The organism is Pseudomonas sp. FW305-7 (genome assembly GCF_058786735.1).
In genome coordinates, this window is record NZ_JBYSZA010000018.1 from 69,664 (window position 1) to 92,886 (window position 23,223).

General features: G+C 55.8%; 29 protein-coding genes and 1 tRNA gene. 18 read left to right on the forward strand and 12 right to left on the reverse strand.

The window, feature by feature from the left end:
* Nucleotides 1–337: 337 nt before the first annotated feature.
* The 8 genes from dapA to AC3WMT_RS20540 all read left to right on the forward strand — a co-directional run bounded on the left by dapA (nt 338) and on the right by AC3WMT_RS20540 (nt 6,604).
* Nucleotides 338–1,216 carry a 4-hydroxy-tetrahydrodipicolinate synthase gene (gene dapA, locus AC3WMT_RS20505; RefSeq protein WP_047292292.1) on the forward strand — a complete coding sequence of 293 codons (879 nt, stop codon included), beginning with the start codon at nt 338–340 and terminating at the stop codon, nt 1,214–1,216.
* A 17-nt stretch (nt 1,217–1,233) separates the two neighbouring features.
* Nucleotides 1,234–2,349, forward strand: coding sequence for an NlpB/DapX family lipoprotein (gene bamC / locus AC3WMT_RS20510; protein WP_103305605.1), 1,116 nt, complete (start codon nt 1,234–1,236; stop codon nt 2,347–2,349).
* A 6-nt stretch (nt 2,350–2,355) separates the two neighbouring features.
* On the forward strand, nt 2,356–3,117 hold the full coding sequence (locus tag AC3WMT_RS20515; protein ID WP_103305606.1) for an MBL fold metallo-hydrolase: 762 nt from the start codon (nt 2,356–2,358) through the stop codon (nt 3,115–3,117).
* 28 nt (nt 3,118–3,145) lie between these two features.
* Complete coding sequence (purC, locus tag AC3WMT_RS20520) at nt 3,146–3,859, forward strand: phosphoribosylaminoimidazolesuccinocarboxamide synthase (RefSeq protein WP_103305607.1); 714 nt, start codon at nt 3,146–3,148, stop codon at nt 3,857–3,859.
* A gap of 83 nt (nt 3,860–3,942) precedes the next feature.
* Nucleotides 3,943–4,032, forward strand: a tRNA-Ser gene (locus tag AC3WMT_RS20525).
* A 522-nt stretch (nt 4,033–4,554) separates the two neighbouring features.
* On the forward strand, nt 4,555–5,355 hold the full coding sequence (locus AC3WMT_RS20530; protein WP_146041255.1) for a hypothetical protein: 801 nt from the start codon (nt 4,555–4,557) through the stop codon (nt 5,353–5,355).
* A gap of 13 nt (nt 5,356–5,368) precedes the next feature.
* Nucleotides 5,369–6,022: a hypothetical protein gene (locus tag AC3WMT_RS20535; RefSeq protein WP_103305609.1), complete on the forward strand. Its 654-nt coding sequence runs from the start codon at nt 5,369–5,371 to the stop codon at nt 6,020–6,022.
* Nucleotides 6,023–6,034: 12 nt separating this feature from the next.
* Nucleotides 6,035–6,604: a hypothetical protein gene (locus tag AC3WMT_RS20540; RefSeq protein ID WP_146041256.1), complete on the forward strand. Its 570-nt coding sequence runs from the start codon at nt 6,035–6,037 to the stop codon at nt 6,602–6,604.
* A 135-nt stretch (nt 6,605–6,739) separates the two neighbouring features.
* Here the strand turns inward: AC3WMT_RS20540 and AC3WMT_RS20545 are convergent, their stop codons facing one another.
* The 11 genes from AC3WMT_RS20545 to AC3WMT_RS20595 all read right to left on the reverse strand — a co-directional run bounded on the left by AC3WMT_RS20545 (nt 6,740) and on the right by AC3WMT_RS20595 (nt 13,357).
* Entirely contained in the window at nt 6,740–7,969 is a 1,230-nt protein-coding gene (locus tag AC3WMT_RS20545; protein WP_103305610.1) for an Arm DNA-binding domain-containing protein, read from the reverse strand.
* On the reverse strand, nt 7,966–8,181 hold the full coding sequence (gene xisR, locus AC3WMT_RS20550) for an excisionase family protein (RefSeq protein ID WP_085683173.1): 216 nt from the start codon (nt 8,179–8,181) through the stop codon (nt 7,966–7,968). Before xisR ends, AC3WMT_RS20545 begins: the two co-directional genes overlap by 4 nt.
* Nucleotides 8,182–8,190: 9 nt before the next feature.
* Nucleotides 8,191–8,949 (reverse strand): DNA cytosine methyltransferase, encoded by a 759-nt coding sequence (locus tag AC3WMT_RS20555; RefSeq protein ID WP_103305611.1) that lies wholly within the window; start codon nt 8,947–8,949, stop codon nt 8,191–8,193.
* Complete coding sequence (locus AC3WMT_RS20560; RefSeq protein ID WP_103305612.1) at nt 8,946–9,410, reverse strand: hypothetical protein; 465 nt, start codon at nt 9,408–9,410, stop codon at nt 8,946–8,948. Before AC3WMT_RS20560 ends, AC3WMT_RS20555 begins: the two co-directional genes overlap by 4 nt.
* Before the next feature lie 73 nt (nt 9,411–9,483).
* The gene (locus AC3WMT_RS20565; RefSeq protein WP_103305613.1) at nt 9,484–10,296 is read right to left on the reverse strand and encodes a DUF2303 family protein; all 813 of its coding nucleotides are present in this window, start codon (nt 10,294–10,296) and stop codon (nt 9,484–9,486) included.
* Nucleotides 10,297–10,337: 41 nt separating this feature from the next.
* Entirely contained in the window at nt 10,338–10,688 is a 351-nt protein-coding gene (locus tag AC3WMT_RS20570; RefSeq protein WP_103305614.1) for a YfdP family phage-associated protein, read from the reverse strand.
* 60 nt (nt 10,689–10,748) lie between these two features.
* Complete coding sequence (locus AC3WMT_RS20575) at nt 10,749–10,991, reverse strand: pyocin activator PrtN family protein (protein WP_073473050.1); 243 nt, start codon at nt 10,989–10,991, stop codon at nt 10,749–10,751.
* A complete protein-coding gene (locus AC3WMT_RS20580; protein WP_103305615.1) occupies nt 10,988–11,380 on the reverse strand; it encodes a hypothetical protein in 393 nt (130 codons plus the stop codon). Before AC3WMT_RS20580 ends, AC3WMT_RS20575 begins: the two co-directional genes overlap by 4 nt.
* A complete protein-coding gene (locus AC3WMT_RS20585; RefSeq protein ID WP_103305616.1) occupies nt 11,377–11,655 on the reverse strand; it encodes a hypothetical protein in 279 nt (92 codons plus the stop codon). Before AC3WMT_RS20585 ends, AC3WMT_RS20580 begins: the two co-directional genes overlap by 4 nt.
* Nucleotides 11,656–11,665: 10 nt before the next feature.
* On the reverse strand, nt 11,666–12,232 hold the full coding sequence (locus AC3WMT_RS20590) for a deoxynucleotide monophosphate kinase family protein (RefSeq protein WP_103305617.1): 567 nt from the start codon (nt 12,230–12,232) through the stop codon (nt 11,666–11,668).
* A 333-nt stretch (nt 12,233–12,565) separates the two neighbouring features.
* Entirely contained in the window at nt 12,566–13,357 is a 792-nt protein-coding gene (locus AC3WMT_RS20595) for a LexA family protein (RefSeq protein WP_256583570.1), read from the reverse strand.
* A gap of 325 nt (nt 13,358–13,682) precedes the next feature.
* On the opposite strand from AC3WMT_RS20595, the gene AC3WMT_RS20600 reads away from it, so the two are divergent.
* Genes AC3WMT_RS20600 through AC3WMT_RS20620 form a run of 5 tightly spaced genes read left to right on the forward strand, consistent with a single transcriptional unit; the run spans nt 13,683 to nt 17,871 of the window.
* Complete coding sequence (locus tag AC3WMT_RS20600) at nt 13,683–14,171, forward strand: phage regulatory CII family protein (RefSeq protein ID WP_095669236.1); 489 nt, start codon at nt 13,683–13,685, stop codon at nt 14,169–14,171.
* Complete coding sequence (locus tag AC3WMT_RS20605) at nt 14,164–14,370, forward strand: TraR/DksA C4-type zinc finger protein (RefSeq protein ID WP_101158491.1); 207 nt, start codon at nt 14,164–14,166, stop codon at nt 14,368–14,370. The genes AC3WMT_RS20600 and AC3WMT_RS20605 overlap by 8 nt, the downstream gene beginning before the upstream one ends.
* Nucleotides 14,367–17,066 (forward strand): DUF5906 domain-containing protein, encoded by a 2,700-nt coding sequence (locus tag AC3WMT_RS20610; RefSeq protein WP_103305620.1) that lies wholly within the window; start codon nt 14,367–14,369, stop codon nt 17,064–17,066. Before AC3WMT_RS20605 ends, AC3WMT_RS20610 begins: the two co-directional genes overlap by 4 nt.
* The gene (locus AC3WMT_RS20615) at nt 17,063–17,398 is read left to right on the forward strand and encodes a hypothetical protein (RefSeq protein ID WP_146041257.1); all 336 of its coding nucleotides are present in this window, start codon (nt 17,063–17,065) and stop codon (nt 17,396–17,398) included. Before AC3WMT_RS20610 ends, AC3WMT_RS20615 begins: the two co-directional genes overlap by 4 nt.
* Nucleotides 17,395–17,871: a hypothetical protein gene (locus AC3WMT_RS20620; protein ID WP_103305621.1), complete on the forward strand. Its 477-nt coding sequence runs from the start codon at nt 17,395–17,397 to the stop codon at nt 17,869–17,871. The genes AC3WMT_RS20615 and AC3WMT_RS20620 overlap by 4 nt, the downstream gene beginning before the upstream one ends.
* Before the next feature lie 150 nt (nt 17,872–18,021).
* Here the strand turns inward: AC3WMT_RS20620 and AC3WMT_RS20625 are convergent, their stop codons facing one another.
* Entirely contained in the window at nt 18,022–18,318 is a 297-nt protein-coding gene (locus AC3WMT_RS20625) for a hypothetical protein (RefSeq protein ID WP_103305622.1), read from the reverse strand.
* Nucleotides 18,319–18,452: 134 nt separating this feature from the next.
* On the opposite strand from AC3WMT_RS20625, the gene AC3WMT_RS20630 reads away from it, so the two are divergent.
* The 5 genes from AC3WMT_RS20630 (at nt 18,453) to AC3WMT_RS20650 (ending at nt 23,222) form a co-directional block, all read left to right on the forward strand.
* The gene (locus AC3WMT_RS20630) at nt 18,453–18,791 is read left to right on the forward strand and encodes a phage holin family protein (RefSeq protein WP_103305623.1); all 339 of its coding nucleotides are present in this window, start codon (nt 18,453–18,455) and stop codon (nt 18,789–18,791) included.
* Nucleotides 18,792–18,925: 134 nt separating this feature from the next.
* Nucleotides 18,926–19,450 (forward strand): DUF1441 family protein, encoded by a 525-nt coding sequence (locus AC3WMT_RS20635; RefSeq protein ID WP_103305624.1) that lies wholly within the window; start codon nt 18,926–18,928, stop codon nt 19,448–19,450.
* Nucleotides 19,451–19,493: 43 nt separating this feature from the next.
* The gene (locus tag AC3WMT_RS20640) at nt 19,494–21,383 is read left to right on the forward strand and encodes a phage terminase large subunit family protein (RefSeq protein WP_103305625.1); all 1,890 of its coding nucleotides are present in this window, start codon (nt 19,494–19,496) and stop codon (nt 21,381–21,383) included.
* Between the two features lie 10 nt (nt 21,384–21,393).
* Nucleotides 21,394–21,609, forward strand: coding sequence for a hypothetical protein (locus AC3WMT_RS20645; protein WP_103305626.1), 216 nt, complete (start codon nt 21,394–21,396; stop codon nt 21,607–21,609).
* A 2-nt stretch (nt 21,610–21,611) separates the two neighbouring features.
* Nucleotides 21,612–23,222, forward strand: coding sequence for a phage portal protein (locus AC3WMT_RS20650; protein ID WP_103305627.1), 1,611 nt, complete (start codon nt 21,612–21,614; stop codon nt 23,220–23,222).
* Nucleotide 23,223: the final 1 nt, after the last annotated feature.

Here is a 23,223-nt window from a genome sequence, read left to right on the forward strand (position 1 = left end):
AGCATTCCTAAAGCGATGAGCGGTCGGTAGGTTACGGACGTTGGGCGCCGGGCTGCGCCAGTGTGTGCCGATTCGGGCGGTCCGTTCAAAATGCCCCGGCATGCGCTCGCGGCTCGCTCCACTATAGCGGGAGCGCGTCGATGCGACGCAGGAACGGGGTCTGGGAGGCCGAAAAGGGAGGCTGGAACCCGGCGTACAAGCTGATCAGTACCGATCAAAGTCTGAAGGGTAGCGAAAAGCGACGCCAAGGGGAATGGCGGCAGCGCAGTACTTCGCTTGTGCAAGCATCTTGGCGCCAGTACCATTACCGCTCTCTTTTTCCGGCAGGAGCGGTTTCATGATTGCGGGCAGTATGGTGGCACTGGTCACTCCCATGGATGCACAAGGGCGTCTTGACTGGGACAGCCTCAGCAAACTCGTGGACTTCCATCTCAAGAACGGCACCCATGCCATTGTCGCGGTCGGTACTACCGGCGAGTCGGCAACCCTTGATGTAGAAGAACACATCGCCGTCATCAAAGCCGTGGTCAAACAGGTTGCCGGGCGCATCCCGGTCATTGCCGGCACCGGCGCCAACTCGACCCGTGAAGCCGTCGAGCTGACCCGCAACGCCAAAGAAGCCGGCGCCGATGCCTGCCTGCTGGTGGTTCCGTACTACAACAAGCCGACCCAGGAAGGCCTGTACCAGCACTTCAAGCACATCGCTGAAGCGGTCGACATTCCACAGATTCTCTACAACGTGCCTGGCCGCACGTCTTGCGACATGCAGGCCGAGACCGTGATTCGCCTGTCCACCGTGCCGAACATCATCGGCATCAAGGAAGCCACCGGCGACCTGAAACGTGCCAAGGCGATCATCGACGGCGTGAGCAAGGACTTCATCGTGCTGTCCGGCGATGATCCGACCGCAGTCGAGCTGATCCTGCTGGGTGGCAAGGGCAACATCTCTGTTACCGCCAACGTCGCCCCGCGCGAAATGGCAGATTTGTGCGAGGCCGCGCTCAAGGGCGATGCCGACACCGCACGGGCCATCAACGAAAAACTGATGCCGCTGCACAAGGACCTGTTCATCGAAGCCAACCCAATTCCGGTGAAGTGGGCTTTGGTTGAAATGGGCCTGATGCACGAAGGCATCCGCCTGCCGCTGACCTGGCTGAGCGCACCTTGTCATGAAACGCTTCGCACGGCCCTGCGCCAGTGCAGCGTCCTGGTTTAATTGAGGAAGTACAACGCATGAAGCGAATGGCCGGACTTTCCGCACTTGCCTTGATTATCTCCAGCACCAGTGGCTGTGGATGGGTCTGGGGGCCGGAAGGTTATTTCCGCGACCGTGGTAGCGATTACCTGCAAGCGCAACAGACTGCACCGATGCAACTGCCACCGGATGTCAGCACCTCCAAGCGTCTGGATCCGCTGCTGCCGATCCCGCGTAACGTCGCTGACGACACCGCCCAGGGCGAATACATCGTTCCACGGCCACAGCCGTTGTCGGCCATCGCCGATGCGACCGACTACTCGCTGCAGAAGAGTGGCGATTCGCGTTGGGTGATGGCCCAGCATCCACCGGCTGAAGTCTGGCCAGTGGCGGTGCAGTTCTTCCAGGACAACGGTTTCCGTCTGGATGAACAGCGCCCGCAAACCGGCGAATTCACCACCACCTGGCAGCATTCCGATGAACTGTCCGCCGCCATGGCCAAGCGCCTGAGCGCGGCGGGTGTCGCCAGCGACAGCGAAACCCGCGTTCGTGTGCGTATCGAACCGGGCGTGCAGCGCAACACCAGTGAAATCTACGTGGTCAGCGCCGAGCGTCCTGCCGGCAGCACCGCCGACGTCGCCTTCACCAATCGTTCGGTCAATACTGGCCTGGACGCAGCGCTGGTCGACGACATGCTCGCGAGCATGAGCCGAATCGCCGAGAAGGGCGGTTCGGTATCGATGCTGGCGTCGCGTGATTTCGATACACCGAGCCGTGTCAGCCTCAGCGAAGACGGCAGCGGTAACCCGGTATTGAACGTCGGTACCGACCTGGACCGTGCCTGGTCGAGTGTTGGCCGCGCGCTGGAACAGGGCGAATGGCGCGTTGAAGACATCAACCGCAGCCTGGGCCTGTACTACATCAACCTGGCCGAAAAAGCCGAGAAGAAAGACGACAAGCCTGGTTTCTTCAGCAGCCTGTTCGGCAGCGCGCCGAGCAAGGAAGAAGTCGAAGCCCGTGCCGAGCGTTATCAGGTTCGTCTGAGCAAGGTTGGCGAGAACATTCAGGTGACCGTCGAGAAAAACATCAACACCGTCGCGCCGGCTGAAGTGGCGCGTAAAGTGTTGAGCGTGATTCAGGACAACCTGGGCTGATCAACCATGCGTTTTGCCGTTCTCGGCAGCGGTAGCCAAGGGAACGGCACGCTGATCGCCAGTGCTGATACGTATGTGCTGGTGGATTGTGGTTTTTCCCTGCGGGAAACCGAAAAACGCCTGTTGCGCCTGGGGGTGAACCCGGCGCAACTGAGCGCGATACTCGTAACCCACGAACATGCCGACCACGTGCATGGCGTGGGTTTGCTGTCTCGGCGCTACAATCTACCGGTCTACCTCAGTCGCGGCACACTGCGCGGGATGCGCAAACCGATTGAACCCGCAGGCTTTCTGGCCGGCGGCGAGCAACTGCAGATCGGTGCGCTGAATATCGGGGTCATTGCCGTGGCCCATGATGCGCAGGAACCGACCCAGTATGTATTCAGTGATAACGAGCAGCGGCGCTTCGGCCTGCTGACCGACCTGGGTTCCTACTGCGAGCGAGTGCTGGACGGTTATCGGGATCTCGATGCGTTGATGATCGAATCCAACCATTGCCGCGACATGCTGGCCCGCGGTCACTATCCGTACTTTCTCAAGCAACGGGTGGGCGGCGAGCTGGGACATTTGAACAATCATCAGGCGGCATTCCTGGTGTCCGAGTTGGGCTGGCAGGGCTTGCAACACCTGGTCCTGGCCCACCTGAGCAGCAAGAACAACTTGCCGCAGCTGGCCCGGCAATGTTTTGTCGACACCCTCGGGTGCGACCCGGACTGGCTGCAACTGGCCGATCAAGATTCAGGGCTCGACTGGCGCCACATCGCCTAGCCCACCTACTTAGCAAGCGGAGCCCATCATGGAAAAACGTGAAGAACTCTACCGCGGCAAAGCCAAATCGGTTTACAAGACCGACGACGCTGACCGCTTGATCCTGCTGTTTCGCAACGACACCTCGGCGTTCGACGGCAAGCGCATCGAGCAGCTCGACCGCAAAGGCATGGTGAACAACAAGTTCAACGCCTTCATCATGCAGAAACTCGAAGCGGCCGGTATTCCGACCCAGTTCGACAAATTGCTGGCCGACAACGAAGTCCTCGTGAAGAAACTCGACATGATCCCGGTTGAGTGCGTCGTGCGTAACTACGCCGCCGGCAGTCTGGTAAAACGCCTGGGCGTCGAAGAGGGCATGAAGCTCAACCCGTACACCTTCGAGCTGTTCCTGAAGGACGACGCCAAGGGCGACCCGTTCATCAACGAATCCCACGTCGTGGCATTCGGTTGGGGCACCGCCGAGCAACTGGTTCGCATGAAAGAACTGTCGCTCAAGGTCAACGAAGTCCTGACCAAGCTGTTCGACGACGCCGGCCTGCTGCTGGTCGACTTCAAGCTTGAATTCGGTGTGTTCAGTGACGGCTCCATCGTCCTGGGCGACGAGTTCAGCCCGGACGGCTGCCGTCTGTGGGACAAGGACACCAAGAAGAAGATGGACAAGGACCGCTTCCGCCAGGGCCTCGGTGACGTCATCGAAGCCTACGAAGAAGTCGCCAATCGTCTGGGTGTACCGCTTTAATCGACGCAAGCATCTGATAGCACGAAGAAATTTTCGAAAGAGGGTTTGCTTTCGGTAAAAGTGTTGTTATGATGCGCGCCGTTGGAGAGATGCCAGAGTGGCCGAATGGGACGGATTCGAAATCCGTTGTACCTTCACCGGTACCTAGGGTTCGAATCCCTATCTCTCCGCCATATTTGTAAAATACGAAAACCCCTGAAGGTAGTAGCTTTCAGGGGTTTTTCGTATGTGTGCTCGCCATGGGTTAGGGCATTTTTAGGGCATAAATCGCACGCTTCTCACTGGTAACCAAATCCTCTCCTGCTCCTGCTCCTGCTCCTGCTCCTGCTCCCGCTCCTGCTTGTGGAGGCTGCGCTGATGTTTCTTATGAAGATGCCCTCGTGATTGCTTGCCAGTTGAGCTGTGAAGCTCCGGCATGTTTTCGAGGGGGCGGGGTTTGACTTTGATAGGAATGCTCAGCGAGTCGCGGTTGGATCTGTCTCAGGTGTTGGTGTACAGGAGGGTGACTCATCGACTCTTTGCTATCTAACTGATTCTCTCTGCAATAACGGCTCTCATGATATTGTTTTATCTGTGGTGTCGTAGTGATATCATTCCTATAGCACACCTTAAAATGGAATTCATGGTATGCTCAGAAGGTCAATGGTTTAATCGTAGCAATTGCTGCCAAACCAGCCATATCGAAGGATTATTCAGTGCTTAAACCAATGCTCGATGCCCACTCAATAGAATCAATTACTCTTACGTGTGAGTACGATGGAGACGTGAGCTCTGTTGGGTTGTCGGTAATCAAGGAAGAAGCAAGCAGGCTAAAGCTGAAGTATCAAAACCGAAGAATTGCTCGTCGCCCGGTTAACCAGGGGGATAGTTTTAGCTCTGAAGCGGCAGATATTCTTGGCTACTCATTTTTAAGCAAAGATTCGGAAAGAGATATCAGTAAGTTTGATATTATTAACGAGAATGCTTTGGTGACCAGTTTTGCATATACAAGCTTCAAAGCTTTCTTGGCTGACGTATCATTCAGTTTAAGTGTTGCGCATAGAGCATTTCTATTGTCTGAAAGAAAATTAGACAAGATTGTTCTTAGTTATCGTAACTCTTTTATCGCGGATAGTGCTGATGAAATCCATAAGGCAATACGCTCTTCTTCTCCGTACATTGCAAATGTGTGTTTGAGTAAAGTCAATTTTTGGCATTCGAGAATCGGTTTTTTTTCTAATGAGCCTCTCCAGTATCCTCTTTTTTTGCATAATGTTGAGGCTACGCATAAGTTGCTAAAGGTTGAAGAGGGTAGCTTCGAAGAGGATGCGAAGAACATTCATCAGCTACAGATCGATACTCATCATGTAATGAATATTAATATTCCTGTAGGTGTTGAGGAGTTTGGCCATCTCATTGAGGCTCGCTCGACAGATCTTAGGGATAAGCATTTGCAGATACTTCGTGGCATTATTACAGATGAAGTGGCTGGCTTAATTAACCTGTCGATGGAATGATAAGGATTAGAATATGTACGTTTCAATGCCGTCGGTTATAGAACCCCCAAATATATCGGGCATGTTTGCTGAGCTTTTGACTCGTGAAGCGTCGGAACCAAAGCTTTCGCACAAGATTGGTTACTGGGCTGATGTGGCAATTGATACTTGCATAAAGTTCGCTGAGCGTAGTTGCGTTTCAGAACCTCATTTCAATTGGTCTAGCTCCGAGAGTGTAGTAATTGCTCCCTCTGATTATCAATTCACGATACTTGATCATCGAAATCTTGATTTGGTATTGATAGAGGATGATGAGCTTCTATTCAGGAGTTACTGTGACGCTGCAATTGCGGAACTGGAGCAGTACAGGGAACTGGAGGATGGGTGGGATGGTGAAGACATGCCAGCGCCACTGCCTGAATCAATTGATGATGCCTTCACTTTCTTGCGTCTCTTGAATTCATTTTTAGATGAATGCGCTGAAGCTATTCCGATGTTAGATCATGAAGGTATCTCGAGTCTTGCATTTGAAAGCGCGACAGACTATTTTTCTATTGCATTTTACGGCAATGACGAAGTGGTTACTTATCGCTGGAACAGTATTTTAGAACAAAATACGGTGGCCAAAGGTTCGCTTAAAGATCCCGAATTTTTGATAGCGCTGGTCCAGGGTGTAAAAAACATTTAAGGATTGTCTTGTATGCCCGGAAGGCTCGCGAAAATTTTCGATCGTAAACAAACTGACGTTCAAGATCGTTATAAGTGTTTAGTTGGCTGTGCTTATACTAATACTAGTTTGGCAGCAGCCGAAAGGGTTTCATTGTTTTCGAGTCCTTCTTACGTTGCGGACAGTGAGCAGCTTGCGCGAATCATGGAGTGTCCCAATGCAATTCAGCCTAGTGGGACGTTTCATGCTTTGGCATTTCAGGAGGCGATGAAAAGGGGATTATCCACTCAAAGAATGGGACTTGCCACTCAAACGAAAATTCACCAATTCGGAAAACGAAAAGCCGCGAGCTTTAATAAAAATAATCCGACGAAACCTCCTAGAGAATATTTGGGATACATTGAATGTACCGTTAGGGATGTCAGAGCTCTTACAAATAGTTCTGGAAGTCGCTTTTTTGGTGTGTTTGCTACCCCGGAAAACGATCCGGCACACGCAGATATTTTTCTAGTTGTAAATTTGAATGAGGGGGATAAGCTGCAAATTCAACGCTTATTTCATCAGATTTTCAAACTCGCAAATTTGGTGCCAGCACCTGTATGAGTGTGGCGCGTATTAAGGTGTGTGGGCGTCGTTTATATTCTTAGTGACCAATGCTTACCTGTCCTTCGAAGATTAGGTTGTTGGTTTTTAATTAAACTGACAACCTTTCGACCATTGACTGTCAAAGTTTTACAATTAAGCATTTTCATCTCCCTCCCTAAATCCCAGCATTTTAGACACGATGCCCGCCATGCTCTTGGTGTCTTTTGGTATCCATCTCCCGTAATGCTTACGCACCATTGTTGTATCGGCATGCCCCAACTGCCTGACCACCCATTCGACAGGTACGTAGCTCGATAGCATCTGGCTAGCAAAGGTGTGGCGACACTGGTTTGCCCCACGATGTCTCACCTCTGCCTTTTTTAGGTGTGCTGTGAACCAGTTGCTCAGCGTCTTCCCGCTCCAAAGCAAATTGCTGGTGGAGCTCCGGAAAAGAAACCTGACTTTCATTTTCTTTGAAGTGATGTTGTCGCGTTGGATAACCGTGATCTCCTCGGCTTGTGCGTCTTTGGCGGCAGCGACAATCTCTCTCATGAGTTCGAGGGCAGGGTCTATCAGCTCAATGACCCGTACCCGGGAGCGTTCCTTCGGGACTTTGAACTCGCCCACGACTAACGCACGTCGAACATGCACCAGGCCGGCTTCAAGGTCGATGTCCTCAACAGCGAGTGCGATGAGTTCGGATAGCGATAGTCCGGCCCAGCAGTTGAACTCAATCATCCTGGTATCAGGTCGTCTTTCCGGATCTGCTTTGCCGATCAGATCAATCTCGGTGCGACTGAAGGGGTCGGCGTGCTCGAGGTCGACGTCCGAGCCGACGTTGCTGATTCGATCCAGTGGGTTGGCTTTCAAGATGCCGTCGCCGAAGGCGTCAGCCCAGACGCCTCTGACGACGGTGAAGATATCGTTTACTGTCTTTGGGGATAGGCCTTGCTTCAGCAGTTGCGCTTGAAAAAGTTCTATATCGCTCTTGCTGATGTCCACGATTCGGCGTTTGCCGAATTTGTTTTCGACGTGCTTGGCCTTGCTGACGTAGTTAACGACGGTACTTGATGCTTTGAGTGCGCGCTGAACCTCCAGCCATCGATCGATACCTTCTTTCACGGTGCGCTTCAGAGATGGCCCGCCAATCCCGGTGAACATTGCTGCTCTGGGAGAGTTGGGGAAGTGGGCCGCATAGTCGAAGCGGCCCTCTTTGATCTCTGCAAGGATTGTGCGGCGTTTGTTGTCGGCGTAGGCAATCGCTGCCTTGTTGACCTTCGAAATACCCTCCAGTGGTTCCCGGCATCGCTGGCCATTGAAGATGAACCAGATGCGTAGCTGTTTGCCATTCATCTCGACACCTGTTGGCATCTTGTCACTCATGGTTGACCTGCCATCCACTTTTCAATTGCTTCCTTGTTGTAAACCAGCACATTGGCGGGGTCTGTACGGTAGTGCTTGCCCTCCAGCCACAGCCCGCGAGAACGATACTTTCGAACAGCTTCAGTGCTGAGTCCGAACACCGGATAAAGCAGGTCTTGCCGAAACCAAGCACCGGGTGTGATCTGAAAATCGATTTTCTCTGCTGCGCTCATGCGGCCACCTCAGTGCTTACCCTTGGTAAGCTCATAAAATGCTGTTGCTGCCACTCGTGGAACTTGTCCATTGCCAATGGCTTTAAGTCGGTCCACCCGATGGGCCACCCCATCAGCCACTCGGCCCATTCCGGGTTCAGATGACCACCATCCAGTGCCATCACGGCGTGATCCAGGCGATCGTTCGAACGGTCGACCCCTGATCGGCGAGTCAGTGCGGCGGGGGGGGATCCCTTTGCCATGCTCGCCACCGGTGTTGGCCATCGTCTGGCGTGTGTCTTCTGCGATGAGCCAGATCCGGTCGCGCTGATGAGGGGCGCCGAGGTCAGCCGCTCCAATAACACCCCATCGCGCGTCATACCCGATTTCGGCAAGGTCACCGAGCACCACGGCAAGTCCTCTTCCCACAAGCAATGGTGAGTTCTCCAGTTCGACGTAGCGCGGTCGTACCTCATCGGTAATTCGTGCCATCTGCTGCCACAGTCCGGAGCGGGCGCCGGCGATACCAAGGCCGTTGCCTGCAACCGAGATGTCCTGACAAGGAAATCCTCCCGAAACCACGTCAACAAGGCCTCTCCATGGTCGTCCGTCAAAACTGCACACGTCTGACCAAATCGGGAAAGGCGGGAGCAGTCCATCGGCTTGTCGTTGCGCCAGAATCTGTGCGGCGTAGGCATCACGCTCAACGGCGCAGACGGTGCGCCAGCCGAGGAGGTGTCCGCCGAGTATTCCGCCACCAGCGCCTGCGAAAAGAGCCAGCTCATTCACGCAGCCTCCACAGTGACTTGCGCGGCGCAGGCAGGTGGTTGTCTGGCCTGGCTGCCCTCAATTCCAGGTTGCAGCTGCGCAGCCATCGTAAGCGCCTGTTGACGCAGGGATCGGGCATCACGATCAAGCTTCTTGCCGGTACGGAAGGCGCTGAAGGTCTCGGCGGCGATCCGCAGCATCTCGCCGATTGCGACCAGCGTCTGGTGCTCGACCACTCCGAAGACCTGACACGCTTCAAGCCGTTTGCAGGTTTGCGCCAGACGCGTGTGATCGGCCTGGATGAACTGCAGTGAGGCCTGTAGTTCGCGGATGGTTTTGGCGCTCGTAGCTCGCTGGATGTCTTCGCCTTCAAGAAGGCCTGTTTTCAAACCGTCGCTTCGGCCCATGATGTAGCCACCCCAGACGAGCAGCCCAGCTAAGGCGACTAGGACAATCAGTGCGGTAATTTGGATTGTGGTCATGTGCTGTGAACCTCTGTAGATCCCTCCGCCGGGATGCTTGGTGAGAGGCCGGCGGAGGGGGATTGCGTATGGGTTAGCCCAGGTTGAAACTGCCGATAGTTAACTTCGCGCCGCCACCAACTTCGTGCTGCACGACTTCCTTGAATTCTTGTGCCAAGTCTTCGCGAAGCTGTTCTTCTCCAATCCAGCGAAGGCGCAGCAGGGGTTTGTCCCCGCCGGTGAGAACGGCTACACGCAGGCGGATGATCTGGACATTCAGCCCTTCATATGGCTCGACGGTGAACAGGAATTCAGCAGGCAACCCTTCTGAGGACTTGGCCTCAATCTGGTCCATCGCTGAACGAGAGGCGCTTAGGTCACCTACGATATGTTCGCTCTTGCGTGCTTGCTCGATGCTGATGGAGCGGATGGCGCTTGCGGCTTTACGCAAATCGATGGGGCTGTCATCGGCCGCGAGAGCTTGGAGATTCGATGCCCAATCCTCGATCCAGTCGCTGAGCTCTTTCTGCGCGAACTGAATGGAGGCTGCACGCTCCAGCGCCCGGAACGCAGCAGTTTTTCTCAAGTTCAGGGTGGCGGTGAAGTCGCCGTGCCCTGGTGACTTGGTGTCGCCGAGGTTGAAAATGACTGTGCACGACATTGCTTCGGCGTCCACAAAACCAGACGCTACAACCTCGGCACTTTGCGTCATTACGTACTTGCCGAAGTCCAGCAGCGAGTGAGTGGTGAGCGCGCCGCGGAACCGGCTACGAGCGGCTTGAAATTTCTCGATGCTGTGGATCTTCTGGTCAGACGGCAAAACCAACGCTGGGGTGAAAGTATCCAGCGGCTTGGCATGGGCCAGAACGGCGGTATCCTGAATCAACTGAATTGCTTTGGCTTCCATTGAATCGACTTCCTTTGGTGAGAGGTTTGGAATCGAACGGTTTAGGACTTCGCGTGAATCGGTGCGTCGTCGCGGTTGAATAGCTGATCGGCGCGGGGGGCTTCGGCGAACAAAGTCAGGCGACCGCCCTCATTGACGTGCATCGGGGTATCGAGGGTAGTGTCCTCGGTACGGCTGCCGCGTTTGGTAGGCACCTTGTAGGCGAGTTTGTGATTCACGGTGACTTGATGACTGTTGGCGATCTGCTTCAAGGTGAAGGTCAGGGTGACCGAGCCGACCTTGCCGTTATCAACAACTCCCGATGCCACTTCAGAAAGGGCGTGACCGATCTGATTGGCGAAGACGCCTGCGTTGAGTTCGCCGATGAATTCGGCCGTGTCCGTAGGTTTCATGTGCTGTGCCTATTGATGTGCGATTTGTTTGCCTCTGGACGGCAGAGGCGACCGTTGAAATCAAGCCGCTTGCTTTGCCGCTTGAGCGTCGAGGAACTCGGCCAGGTCGTGCAGGTACACCACTCGTTGTGCGCGAGCCGACCCGTGCAAACGCTTCACGACCAGCGCGATACGACCGGCCTTGATCTCGGCCAGTAGGTAGCGGTCGGTGCGAATGTGTGCGAAGTACTGTTCCCGAACTGCTGCCAAGGTCGGGCATGGAGTCGCGAATTGACGTCGCAATTGTTCTAGTGTGTTGCTCACGCTCCGTTCTCCCCGTTCTCCCCGTACTCCTCCGATGGGGGCAGCAACTTGAGGCGAATCAGCTCGGCGAGGCCTTCTTTACTTTTGCCCATGGCAGCCGCGCAGATGTTGCCCTTGGCGTCAGCCACCACGGCGCCGAATGGGAATTCAGGTGAGTTGGTCGGCGTAACGTAGGCGACTTGCCCGTCAAGGATCACGTTGTTGACGCAGCGAAATACCTCAGCCAGCTCGGTGCTTAGTACGGGCATGCTTTCCAGTAGTTGAATGGCTTCCGTCGAGGCGCCAACGAGCGTTGCGCGGCTGACTACCCCCGGGCAGTTCAAGTAGATCGGGATCAGCTTCAGGGCGCCGAGGGCTTGCGTGTAGGCATTGAGGTTGTTGGTTTTCATGCAGCGGCGTCCTTTTTGGTTATGGCGATTCCCAGCTTCTTGGCTAGCCATTCGATCCCTTCTTCTTTCACCATCACCACAGAGTAATGACGGCATTTGTTGAGGGATGGAATCAGGGTGCTGCGTGGATCTGAATACAGATAGCCGCGATCACGGTGCTGGCTGGCTAGATCGCCACTGCTGTTGAGAATGCCCAGCTCGCGCAACCTGGTGCGGAAGGCGCGGGTCTTGAGCCCGAGCAATGCGGCTGTTTCGTCCAAGGTGCGGTTCGTCATTGCGCGATCCTCAGGCGACTGCTGTGCGTGTGTGCAGCGTGTCCACAATCTCGTTGAGATTGATTTGAAGGGCTTCAATGGTCCCGTCATTTGGTAGGAACCAGTCGCCCTCGGTACCCCAGATGCCGCCTTCGCTACGATGCGGTGCCACCGCATCTGCTGCGGTACGCTGGATATGGATCACAATTCCGCCGCGCTGGCGGATGAATGACGCTTCATTCTCGAATCGCAGGTCGCTGACTACGAAGCCGCGAGCGGTGTCGTAGGTGCGGGCCATTAGGTCAAGATTTTGCGCAGCCAGTAGCAGCCATAACTCGGGGTGGACTTTGTCACGGCCCCACTCGGTGCCGAGGGTCTGCATCAGGTAGCGTGGAGAGCGACCCAGCCACGGTAGAACTCGTTCCTTTTGCTCTCCTTCGAAATCGCACGGACTCAAGTTGAGGATATTCATCAGGCCGTCACGGAGCGGGTCGGCGAATGCGTAGGATTGGAATCCATGATGGTTGACCAGATGCTGCGCGGCTGTGTCTTTGCCAGAACGAGCAACGCCAGCGAGGCCGATTAATAGAGGCTTCATGCTGCATCACCCCCAAATGGTTCGGGTTTGTGAGCGACGACATTTGCTTTCGAAGGTGCTAAGCGAGTGCCAGGCGGCGTGATAATTACTAGGAGGCCGGTGTGCTTTTGAATCGCTTCAACGGCTGCTGGGCTAGTGCAAGCTGCTGGGTGTAGGTACACCGGGCAGCGAGTGTTGCTGTGCTGTGTGGTTTGCATGCTCGTACTCTTTGGTGAGAGATTTACGATGCAAACGATACGAATGCGTATTGAATGTGTCAATGCGTATTTGAATTGATTTTTGATTGTGCCAAAAAAAGCCCGCATCGCTGCGGGGCTTCTTTGGGGCAATGTATTAGAAAATTTCGAGCTTCGAGAACACTACGCCGCAAATTATGGCGTCTGACCCTAACTCAATGATTGGCTCCGGCCATGCTGGATTTAACGGTTTTAGAAACCGGCGGCTGCCCTCCATTACTAACTGCTTGAATGTTGCTTCTTGGCTATCCAAGAGTTTTGCAATCACGAGAGAACCATTTTCCGCGTCTTTCGCGGGATCAACAAAAATGATGTCTCCGTCTCGGAAGGACCTCCGTTCATGTTGATTGAACATGGAAAGTCCGCGTACTCGAAGGGCATAGCTTTGGCTGCTGTGGGAAGCGGCGCATGGCAGCCATAGCTCCGCATCATCAAGGGTCCTAACGTCCTCTATCTCACACCATGCGCCGGCTTGAACCCATGAAATTAGAGGGACATAGCCTTTAATTGCTGGCCCAGGTTCGACGTTGGTTTCATTCGCCGATGGAGCGCCCTGATCAATCGTCGGGTCTTTGTGTTCGCCTCCCTTCCAAAGCCAGTTGCTACTGACCTTCAAGGCTCTGCTGATCTTTTCGATATTTTCATGGCGTGGGCTGGCTACCGCGTTCGTCACAATTCTATGAATCGTCGGTTGCGGAACACCGGAGCGTCGGCCGAGTTCGCCTTCTGACAGCCCCAATTCCTGCATGCGTTGGGCGATGCGATCTCCGATCAATTTTTCTCTGCCTTGATTCAAAAACGTATCGGCGAGTGTATTGAATCGTTCAATACGTTTGTGTATTGTATCGGCCAATGCGAAAGCGCATCGGTGAACGATATGACTATCCAAGAAATGCTTGCGGAGCTGCTGCGGTCTGGTTTGTCCCAGAGAGTTATTGCAGATCGCGTAGGAACAACGCAGCCGACTATCAATCGAGCCGCGAAAGGTGCAGATGTTCGGTACGTAACGGGTAAGGCAATCGAATGCCTCTACACCCAAGAGAAAGAAGCGGCCGACCTTAAGTCGGCAGCTTAAAAGGTGCTGAGCTGGGGCCTCTCACCAAAGAATCCCCCAGCCCAGCTACGACGATACACAGCACATGCACATCGGTCGTGGCCATAGGATAGGGTTTGCCCTAGGCTATGGCTACACCGTAAACAGGGGATTTACGGTTATGAGTCGCACAGATCTTTTGCCGGACGCTGGTCCGGTCCTGCCACTACGCCAAGCGATTTATCGCGCTGGTCGTGACTACAAGGGCGGAATCACGGCCCTTGCCTTTGAAATGGTGTTGGACAACGACACCCTCCAGAAGAAACTCAAGCTCGATGAAGAACGCCGCTGGCTGAATCCAGATGAGCTTGAGGAAGTGATCAGGCTGACCGCTGATCCACGCTTGCTGGATGCATTGATGCGTCCAGCAGGTGCGGTTTGGTACCGGCCCGTGCCCGTACCGGCAACCCGTGATGCCTTGAAAGCGGTTGGTAAGCTACTCGGGGAAACCGGTGAATTCGTGGCCAAGATGCACGACGGCGCGGCGGACAACGTCTGGGAGCTTCATGAAGTCGTGGATCTCGAAAAGCACGGAATGGATGTGATACGCGAAGTCCTTGGAATCATGGCGGGCGCTCGCCAGGCGATGGAGGATCGCATCAATGGCTGATGATATCGACCGCGCAAACGAGCAGGCGCAATACCTGCTTGATGTTGCTATTCATCGCAGTCGCCGCGTGCCATCAAGCCGCGTTAGCGCGCAGTTCTGTGACGACTGCGACGAACCAATCCCGTTGCTTCGACAGCAGAAGGTTGAAGGTTGCGAGACCTGCGTCTCTTGTCAGGAGTTGCGGGAGGCCCGGCGATGAGTGAATCGGGCAAAGGAACAGCCATCGCTACATGGGCAAAGCGTTACATCAGTACTTTTGACTTGGCACTCGTATCGATTGATCCAGGTGAAAAGGCTCCGAAAGGCCTAGGGTGGAATAAGCCCGGAGGCTATATCATCGACGCCGGCACGGCCGAGGCGTTCTGGCAACGAAACCCAAATCACAACCTTGGCGTCGTGCTGGGGCCGAGCCGCGTTTGTTCATTGGATGTTGATGACGTTCAATGGACGCGTCATGTTCTGTATGAACTGTTGGGCCTTGACCTTGATGCGATGGCAGTGGTGTTCCCGACTATCGTCGGGAATCCGCTGCGATTCCGGGTGGTGTTCAAGGTGCCGGAAGGCGTTGAACTCACGCGTCATTCACTTTCATGGCCGAATGAAAAAGACCCGGACGGTTCGATTTTCAAGGGGTTGATGGACAAGGCCAAGGCTGCGAAAGAGCAGGGTGACCTTGCCGCAGAGGCTGCTGCACGAACTGAAGCCGAGCCGTTAAAACGCTTCACGGTCTTTGAACTACGTGCGGGATTGGTGCAAGACGTATTTCCACCCTCGATTCATCCAGGTACCGGCAAACCTTACATCTGGAAAACCGCTCCAAGTGCTACTGACGGGCTGCCGACGCTGACCAACGAGTTGCTTACCATTTGGCAGAATTGGGAGTTTTTTAAGCGAGATGCTGAAGCTGCGTGTCCATGGGCGGTTGCGCTACCGGAGGCACCGGTCAAAGCCAAAAAGCGTCCTTTACTCGGTGGCGGCAAACGCCCCTCAGTAATTGATGAATTCAACCGTTGTCACGATGTTGCGGAGCTTCTTCGTGCCCATGGATACATCAAGCGAGGCAATAAGTGGCTTTACCCTCAAAGCAGCACCGGTCTGCCAGGGGTGACGATCAGTGAGGACAAGGTTTATTCGCACCACGGTGCTGACCCTCTCGCGAACGGGCATCAGAACGACGCCTTTGAAGTGTTCTGCTTACTCGAGCACGGTGGCGACCAGTCGAGGGCTGTGAAGGATGCTGCGCGAATGTTGGGCATGCAACACGCCGCCCGTCCAAATTCGAATGATCTTCCCCCCACCCCATCCGATGCATTGAGCGGGCCGATCTCCGACGAAACATGCCCGTCCAGCGAGGCCGCTCCTGCTCCTGACGGGGGGGCGGGGGAGGTCATAACGTTGGACCACATTCTTCGTCGTTTCGCTTTGGTCGAGGGCACCACGCACGTGTGGGATTGCGACCAATCGAAGGTAATGAAGAAGTCCGCCTTCGAAGCTCGTGTGGGCAAGCCACTGGCCAAAGCCTGGTTGGACGACACCGGAAAGAGGCTGATTTCTGATGATCATGTTCGCGAGATCGAGCAGGCGCGCCGTTTGGCTGGGAAGAAAGGCGGTGCATTCGGGATGTCTCCAACCGATCGCTACGTTTACATCGATGGCACCAAAGACGTTTGGGATCGCGAAAAGAAGCGGCGCATAGCCGAGGGCGCGGTGAAGATGGCGCTGGGTGACACTTACCCGCTGTGGCTGAACAGCAGCGAGCGCCGCACCGTCGATGTTGAACACATCGTGTTTGATCCGACCATGACGAAGGATCCTGCGGTGTACATCAACACCTTTGACGGGTTGCCGCTTGAGCCAGTCAGGGATGATGCAGCGTGTGCCAACCTACGTTGGCTGATCTCATTTCTTTGTAACCATGATGAAGCGGCAACCGATTGGCTAACTCGCTGGCTGGCGTATCCGCTGCAGCACTTGGGCGCCAAGATGGACACCGCTGTGTTGATGCATTCGATTATGGAAGGTTCGGGCAAGAGCCTGTTGTTCGCTGACGCGCTCGGCATGCTTTATGGCCAATACGCGGCGACTGTTGGTCAGACGCAGTTGGAAAGCAGTTTCAACGCGTGGCAGAGCCGCAAATTGTGGTCGGTCTTTGAAGAAGTCGTCAGTCGCGATCAACGTTACAACCAAGTGGGCAAGATCAAGCACTTGATCACTGGTAAAACGGTGCGGATGGAGTCGAAATTCATTAATGGCTGGGAAGAAGCCAACCATATGAATGCGGTGTTCCTCAGCAACGAGATTCTTCCCTGGCCAATCAGCGACAGTGATCGACGAATGCTAGTCATGTGGCCTATGGAGACTCTGCCAGTCGCACGGCAAAAGGCGATTGGTCGTGAACTGGAGCAGGGTGGGGTGGCGGCGCTCTACGGTTGGTTACTGTCGGTCGATCTCGGGGACTTCAACCAGCGCACGCGGCCGCCATCGACCGAGGCGCGTGAGCGTTTGGTGGCCTTGAGTCGGGCCGGCTGGCAAACATTCTTGCATCTGTGGAAGTACAGCGAGCTGGGGCATGGGCTTTGGGGACCGTGTCTATCGACCGACCTCTATTCGTTGTTTCTCGAATGGTGCCAGCGCAACAAAGAGCACGTGATGAGTCAGACCAAGTTCTCTTTATTTATCAGTTCCGAGGTGGATAAAACGCGGGCGATACCCTGGACTGACGGCAATAACCGTCGCTTCGGCGCGTTTTTCTTTCCTGTGGATCTGGAAGCTTCCCCACCCCCATCACTCAAGGCGGCAGAGCTGGGCAAGCAGGTGGAGAACTGGCGGGCGAAGGCCAAGCTTGCGGGCTGGCATGTGGACAGCTGGGATCACATCAAGGCGCTTGCAGCATGACTATTTTCAAAAGTGTGTTGGGTGTGTTGAGTGTGTGTCGGGTTGATTTTGAATACCCCACACAATTTGAGTGGCCTAATTACATGCCTTCGTGGGTGTTGTGTGGGGTGTGTTGGGTTTTGTGTCGCGCACGCGCATGCATGACGTTCTTTGCAACGAATTCAACGGAAGGAATTTTTTCTTATGCGAAGACTGATGAACCCAACAAACCCAACACACTCAACTCAAGTTTGATTGAAGCACTGAATTTAAAGGGATTTATGTGTGTTGGGTTTGTGTCGGGTTGGGGTTTTTCTGTGTTGGGTTCGGTTTTTCGGGGGGAGGAGCGATGATCGATGACATTGAAAGCCTGATGCGGCACTGGGGGGAGCAGCAAGCTCGGTTCGGCCATGAGGCCAGCTTGGGCAGTCAAATGGGCGCCATCATGGATTGGAAGGGAAGTGCACCACGCGGAACGCCTGGCCCCCGCCCGCTTCTCGGGGGCGGTACCGGCATGGACTACGCGGCCGCCGAGGTCGACGCGGCTATTGCTGAGATGGAGAGTGGCGCAGGGCGTGGGCCAGCCTTGGCGAAGTTAGCTCGGTTTCGATATCACTACGGGGTACCGGTGCGTGAACAGATGCGTGAAGTTGGTTTGGCCGAAGGCGCTGACCGGACTTACCGAAACTGGGTGCAGGCACTGCACCAGAAGGTGATGGTGATCTTGATGGCGCGTATGGGAGTCGCTCATGGCTATACCGTTCGTCGGCGTAATTTACCTCAAAGTTGCGTCAAGGTTGCGTCGAAGTCGCGTCGAGGCGAATGACCGAAAATAGCCTCTTTTCGGTTTTTCCGGGAGCGGGTAAAAAGTCACCACGATATGGAATTTGCGCCTCGGCGCTGACCTCGCACGTGCTGTGCAGCTTCACTCGGCCTTCCCTGTGCCGGTCACCCAACCCCGCTTCGGCGGGGTTTTTTATACCCGGCTCATTTTGCTCAACAATTCTTCACGCAGATATCTCTTGAGCACCAATGCCACGCCGAACAGTACGAGTAAGCCAATGGCGGCTAGGTTCAATGCGGCATACCGCACCCAGAACTCCATCTGACTATTTGTGAAAAGCAAATAGATGCTGTGAATGTGGCTCGTAATCAGCACCAGTAGTCCGGCCCAGATGACACAGACTTTGAAGTCCACGAGCCGTTCTCCACTGATCGTGAAGTAACCAATTACAAGCGGGAGGAATAGTTGAGCTGCTTCGATTTTAGTCATTGCGACACCGTGCTGGAGTTGAGTGAGTGCTCAGCTTAAGGCCACTCACGAGCGCCAACAAATCAAAATACAGGCCATAAATTCACCCCAGTTCAAACTAACTATCGAATCCAAAAATTGGTTTAGGAGGAGTAATGACAAGCGAGCATCATGCGTTGGCAGAGATGCCTATTTGGCTGGTGATCGTGCTGGCCCTGGTCGGAGGCGTATCGGGGGAGATGTGGCGAGCCGACAAGGATGGTGCGCGGGGTTGGGCGTTGTTGCGCCGCCTCGCGCTGCGGTCCGGGGCCTGCATTGTCTGCGGGGTGTCGGCGATGATGTTGATGATCGCCGCCGGCATGACGATCTGGACGGCGGGTGCATTGGGTTGCCTCACGGCAATGGCCGGCGCAGATGTAGCCATCGGGTTGTACGAACGCTGGGCCGCCAAGCGGTTGGGTGTGTCGGAATCGGCATCGACCGACCGCACATGAGAGGCGGGGACGGAGCGGGGCGCCGGTTTTTCTGGGTCCTCCCCGAGGGCCGCCCCCTACACGGGTTACGGAACTCGCGGGATCTCTGCAGCTAAGAATTTGACAGGGATGTCCGTCTTTTCAAAGGGTTAGACATGGGAAGGATAGTCAGCAAGGCCGACTTGAGTGAGATCGTCGGCCGCGATGAACGCACCCTGACCCGCTGGCAGAACGACGGCATGCCTGTGACCGAGTTCGGCCTCGGTCGGGGCAACGAAAACCAATACGACACCGAAGCCGTGATTCAGTGGCTGATGCACCAAGCCGCACTCAACGGCAAAAAAGAATCTTCCCGCGACCGCCTCGACCGGATCCGCGCTGACCGCGAAGAACTCGCGATGGCCAAGGATCTTGGCGAGGTGGTCATCGCGTCCGATCTGATCGAACGTTTCGAAGCAATGATCACCGCTGCAAAAGTGGAGTTGCTCAACTCATTCCCCGACACGCTGGCCACTGAACTCTCGGCGCGCTACGACATTGAAGTCGACGAGCAACTGATTCGCGACCCCATTGAAGCCATCCTGAGGAGGCTTTCTGACTATGACAAGGATGATGCCGCGTCAGATGGATATTCTGACGAACCGGACGATTCGGAGGGCCTTGAGGAATACGGCGACTAAAGCGCTGCGCGGCGCTTGCCGCAAGTGGGCGCCGCCGCCTCGCATGAGCATTATCGAGTGGGCGGACAAGTACCGCTGGCTCGCACCAGAAGAGGCAGCGCGCCCCGGCAAATATCGCTTTGACGTTACTCCTCACCTGATCTGGCCCGGCGGTCCATTGGAAGCGCTGGATGATCCCGCTGTCAGTGAGATCGTCGGACGCAAGTCGGCGCAGGTGGCATGGACGTCAGGTGTTCTGGGTAACGCCCTGGGCAAGTGGATCGACATTGATCCGTCACCGATTCTGGTTCTGTTTCCCAAGGCCGAAGCGGCCAAGCAGTACGTTGGTGAAAAGCTCGAGCCGATGATCGAAGCCACGCCGCGCCTGCGCAAGAAAGTCGACCTGCGAAGCCGCAAGCTACAGCAGCGACAGGACTTCAAGCGCTTCCCTGGCGGCTTCCTGAAAATGGTGGGTTCCAACAGCCCGGCCAGCGTGAAGTCCACGCCGGTGCCGCGAGTTGCCATTGAAGAGCCGGACGACTGCAACCTGAACCTGCGAGGCCAGGGCGACAGTATAAAGCTCGCCAAGGAACGACTGAAAACGTTCCGCCGCTCGAAGATCATCATCGGCGGTACACCGACCATCAAGGGCTTGTCCGCTATCGATGCGGAGCTGGAACTGTCGGACAAGCGCGTCGGCCTGGTGCCGTGTCACGAATGCGGCCAAGAACACGCGTTGAGCTTCGACAACCTGCACTGCGACGAGGATCCGGAATACCTGCATGAGGTATACGGCAAGAAGCGGCCGGAGAAAACTTTCTACTCCTGCCCGCACTGCGGTGGAATCTGGGATGACAACCAGAAGAACGCCAACCTCAAGCACGGGCGCTGGTCGGCTACAGCAGAATTTCGGGGGATCGCCGGTTACATCCTCAACGAGCTGTACGCGACGTTTTGGGGATCGCGTTTCCAGGTGTTGATGGAGAAAAAGCTCCAGGCCGAACACGCGGCTTCACAAGGCAACATCGGACCGATGATCGCTTTCGTCAACAGCTCCAAGGGCGAAAGCTACGAGTATCAGAGCGATGCACCGAAGACCGATGAGCTGGAAAAGCGTGCGGAGCCTTATGCGGAGCTGACAGCGCCGAAAGGTGTCCTGCTGATCACCGTTGGCGTTGACGTCCAAGGCGACCGCCTTGCTCTCACAATCATCGGTTGGGGACGAGGCGAAGAGTCGTGGCGCTTGTACTGGGGTGAGCTTCACGGCAACCCCATCGATCCCCATGACGCCGTTTGGCAAGAACTGGATCGGGTTATTTCTCAACCCATACCGGTCGAAAGCGGTGCGCAACTGGCGGTATCGGCGGTCAGCATCGACAGCTCTGACGGCAATACCAGTGACGCGGTGTATGCCTACGTGCGGGATCGTCAACGCTACAACGTGATGGCGATCAAAGGCGCCTCTATCGACAGTCGCGACAAGGAGATCTTTACCAAGCCTCCGCAGTCGGTGGATACCTCACAGGACAACACCAAGGCAGCGAAATACGGCCTGCGAGTCCACATCGTCGGCACGCACAAAGCGAAGACGCTCATTGATGGGCGGCTGCGCCTCAAAGGTGCCGGACCGGGGCGCATGCATTGGTACAGCGAGATCCGGTCGGACTACTACGAGCAACTCACCAACGAAGTCCTGGCACCACACCCGCGTAACCCCAGCAAAATGGTTTGGCAAAAGAAAGCCGGCCGTCGCAACGAAGCGCTGGATTGCGAGGTGTATGCCTTGCACGCCGCTCGCAGCCTGAAGACTCACCTGTTACGCGATCACGAATGGGACCAGCTAGAGCAGCAGTTGCTGCAGCCAACCCTGTTCAGTACCGAACAACCGGTCGCACCGGTACCGCGCCGAGCTGTCGCTCGTGGGCGGGGCACCCGCAGTCGCGCGGGCTATTAAGGAAATACACATGACAGACGCACAACAGCGCCTCGCGGAAGTCCGGGCGGCGATCTCTGACGTCCTGAAAAAAGGCCAGCGCCTGCGCCGTGCGGATCGCGAGCTTTATCGCGCTGAGCTGAACAGCTTGCGTCTTCTGGAGCAGCAGTACGCCAGAGAGGTCGCGTTGGAACAGGCTCAACAACAGGGACGTGGCCGCAACCGCGTCTCCTACATGAAGATCTGACTATGGGATTTTTTCGAAAAGACCCGGCCGAGCTGCTGATGCGCGAGGCCCTCAAACTCGCCAAGTCGGCAAACGAGTCCAAGCCTATCGTCGCCCAAGGGGGCGGGGGCGGTGTTGAGACTCGTTGGCGCGGGGCTTCTCGCGTACTGCGCAGCATGGCCAGCTGGATTCCCGGTCTTGGCAGTCCGCGTCGAGATCTCGACCAAAACGAGCGTCGAATGCTGGTTGCTCGCTCGCGAGACGCCATGCGCAATCACTTGATAGCCCGTGCGGCGATCACGCGCTTGCGCACCAATGTTGTAGGAACCGGACTGGTTTGCCGGTCACAGATCGATCATGACGCATTAGGTCTCGACGAGACGCAGGCTGAGAAAATCAACAATCAGCTTGATCGCTTATGGTCGCTGTACGCCGATGATCCACGCGAATGCGATGCCGAAGCGACACTCAACCACTACCAGTTACAAGCACTGGTATTGATCTCGTCCATGGTGGGTGGTGACGTGCTGATTGCCAGTCCTGACGATGAGCGCCCCGGTTGCATCTTCAGCACGCGCTTGCAGTTGATCGAATCGGACCGGGTCTGCAATCCAGCCGGGCAACTTGACGGCGCAAACCTCGTGGACGGCGTCGAGTTTGACCGGCTGGGGGCGCCTTTGGCGTATCACGTCTGCACTGGATACCCCAACGAATACACCGCCGGCCAAGCGCTGAAATGGGAGCGTCTGCCGGCCTTTGGCGAGGCCACGGGCCGGCGTCGCGTCATGCACGTCATGGCCGACAAGGAGCGTCCCGGACAGAAGCGCGGAGCGCCTTACCTGGCTCCGGTGCTGGAACCGCTGCAGAAGCTGGAGCGCTACAGCAGCGCCGAGCTGATGGCGGCGGTGATCTCCGCAATGTTCACGGTGTTCATCAAAAAGACCAACGACTTTCAAGTCGGGAATCTCCCGCTGACCGCATTAGCCAACGAGGGCGACGGTCCCGCAGGTGACACAACGGCTGACGGCGAACTGGCTCTGGGCGAGGGGGCGATTGTTGACCTGGGCCAAGGTGAGGAACCGGTAATCGCCAATCCTGCGCGGCCTAATGCGCAATTCGATCCGTTCTTTACGGCAGTGGTGAAGGAAATCGGCGCTGCTTTAGAGCAACCGATGGAAGAGCTGTTGCTCCACTACAGCAGCAGCTATAGCGCAGCCCGAGCGGCGATGTTGCAGGCGTGGCGTTTTTACAGCCTACGCCGCTGGTGGTTGATCTGTGACTTTTGCCAGCCCAGTCGGGAATTGCTGATTGATGAGGCGGTGGCCCGTGGATTGATCAGCCTGCCGGGTTATGCGGACCCGGCGAAACGCAGAGCCTACTGCCAGGCCATCTGGATCGGCCCCGCTCGGGGCGCCATTGATGAGTTGAAAGAGGCCAATGCTGCCGGTAAGCGCATCGAGATTGGTGTCAGCAACGAAACACTGGAAACCGCCGCAATGACCGGCGAGCCGTGGCAGCAGGTGTATCGGCAGCGCGTGCGCGAAGTCGCCCAGCGGCGCAACGATGGCCTGCACGTTTTACCCAAAGGGCGGGAGCAGGAAACACCGCCGTCCGCCAACCCCAACGAGGAATAAC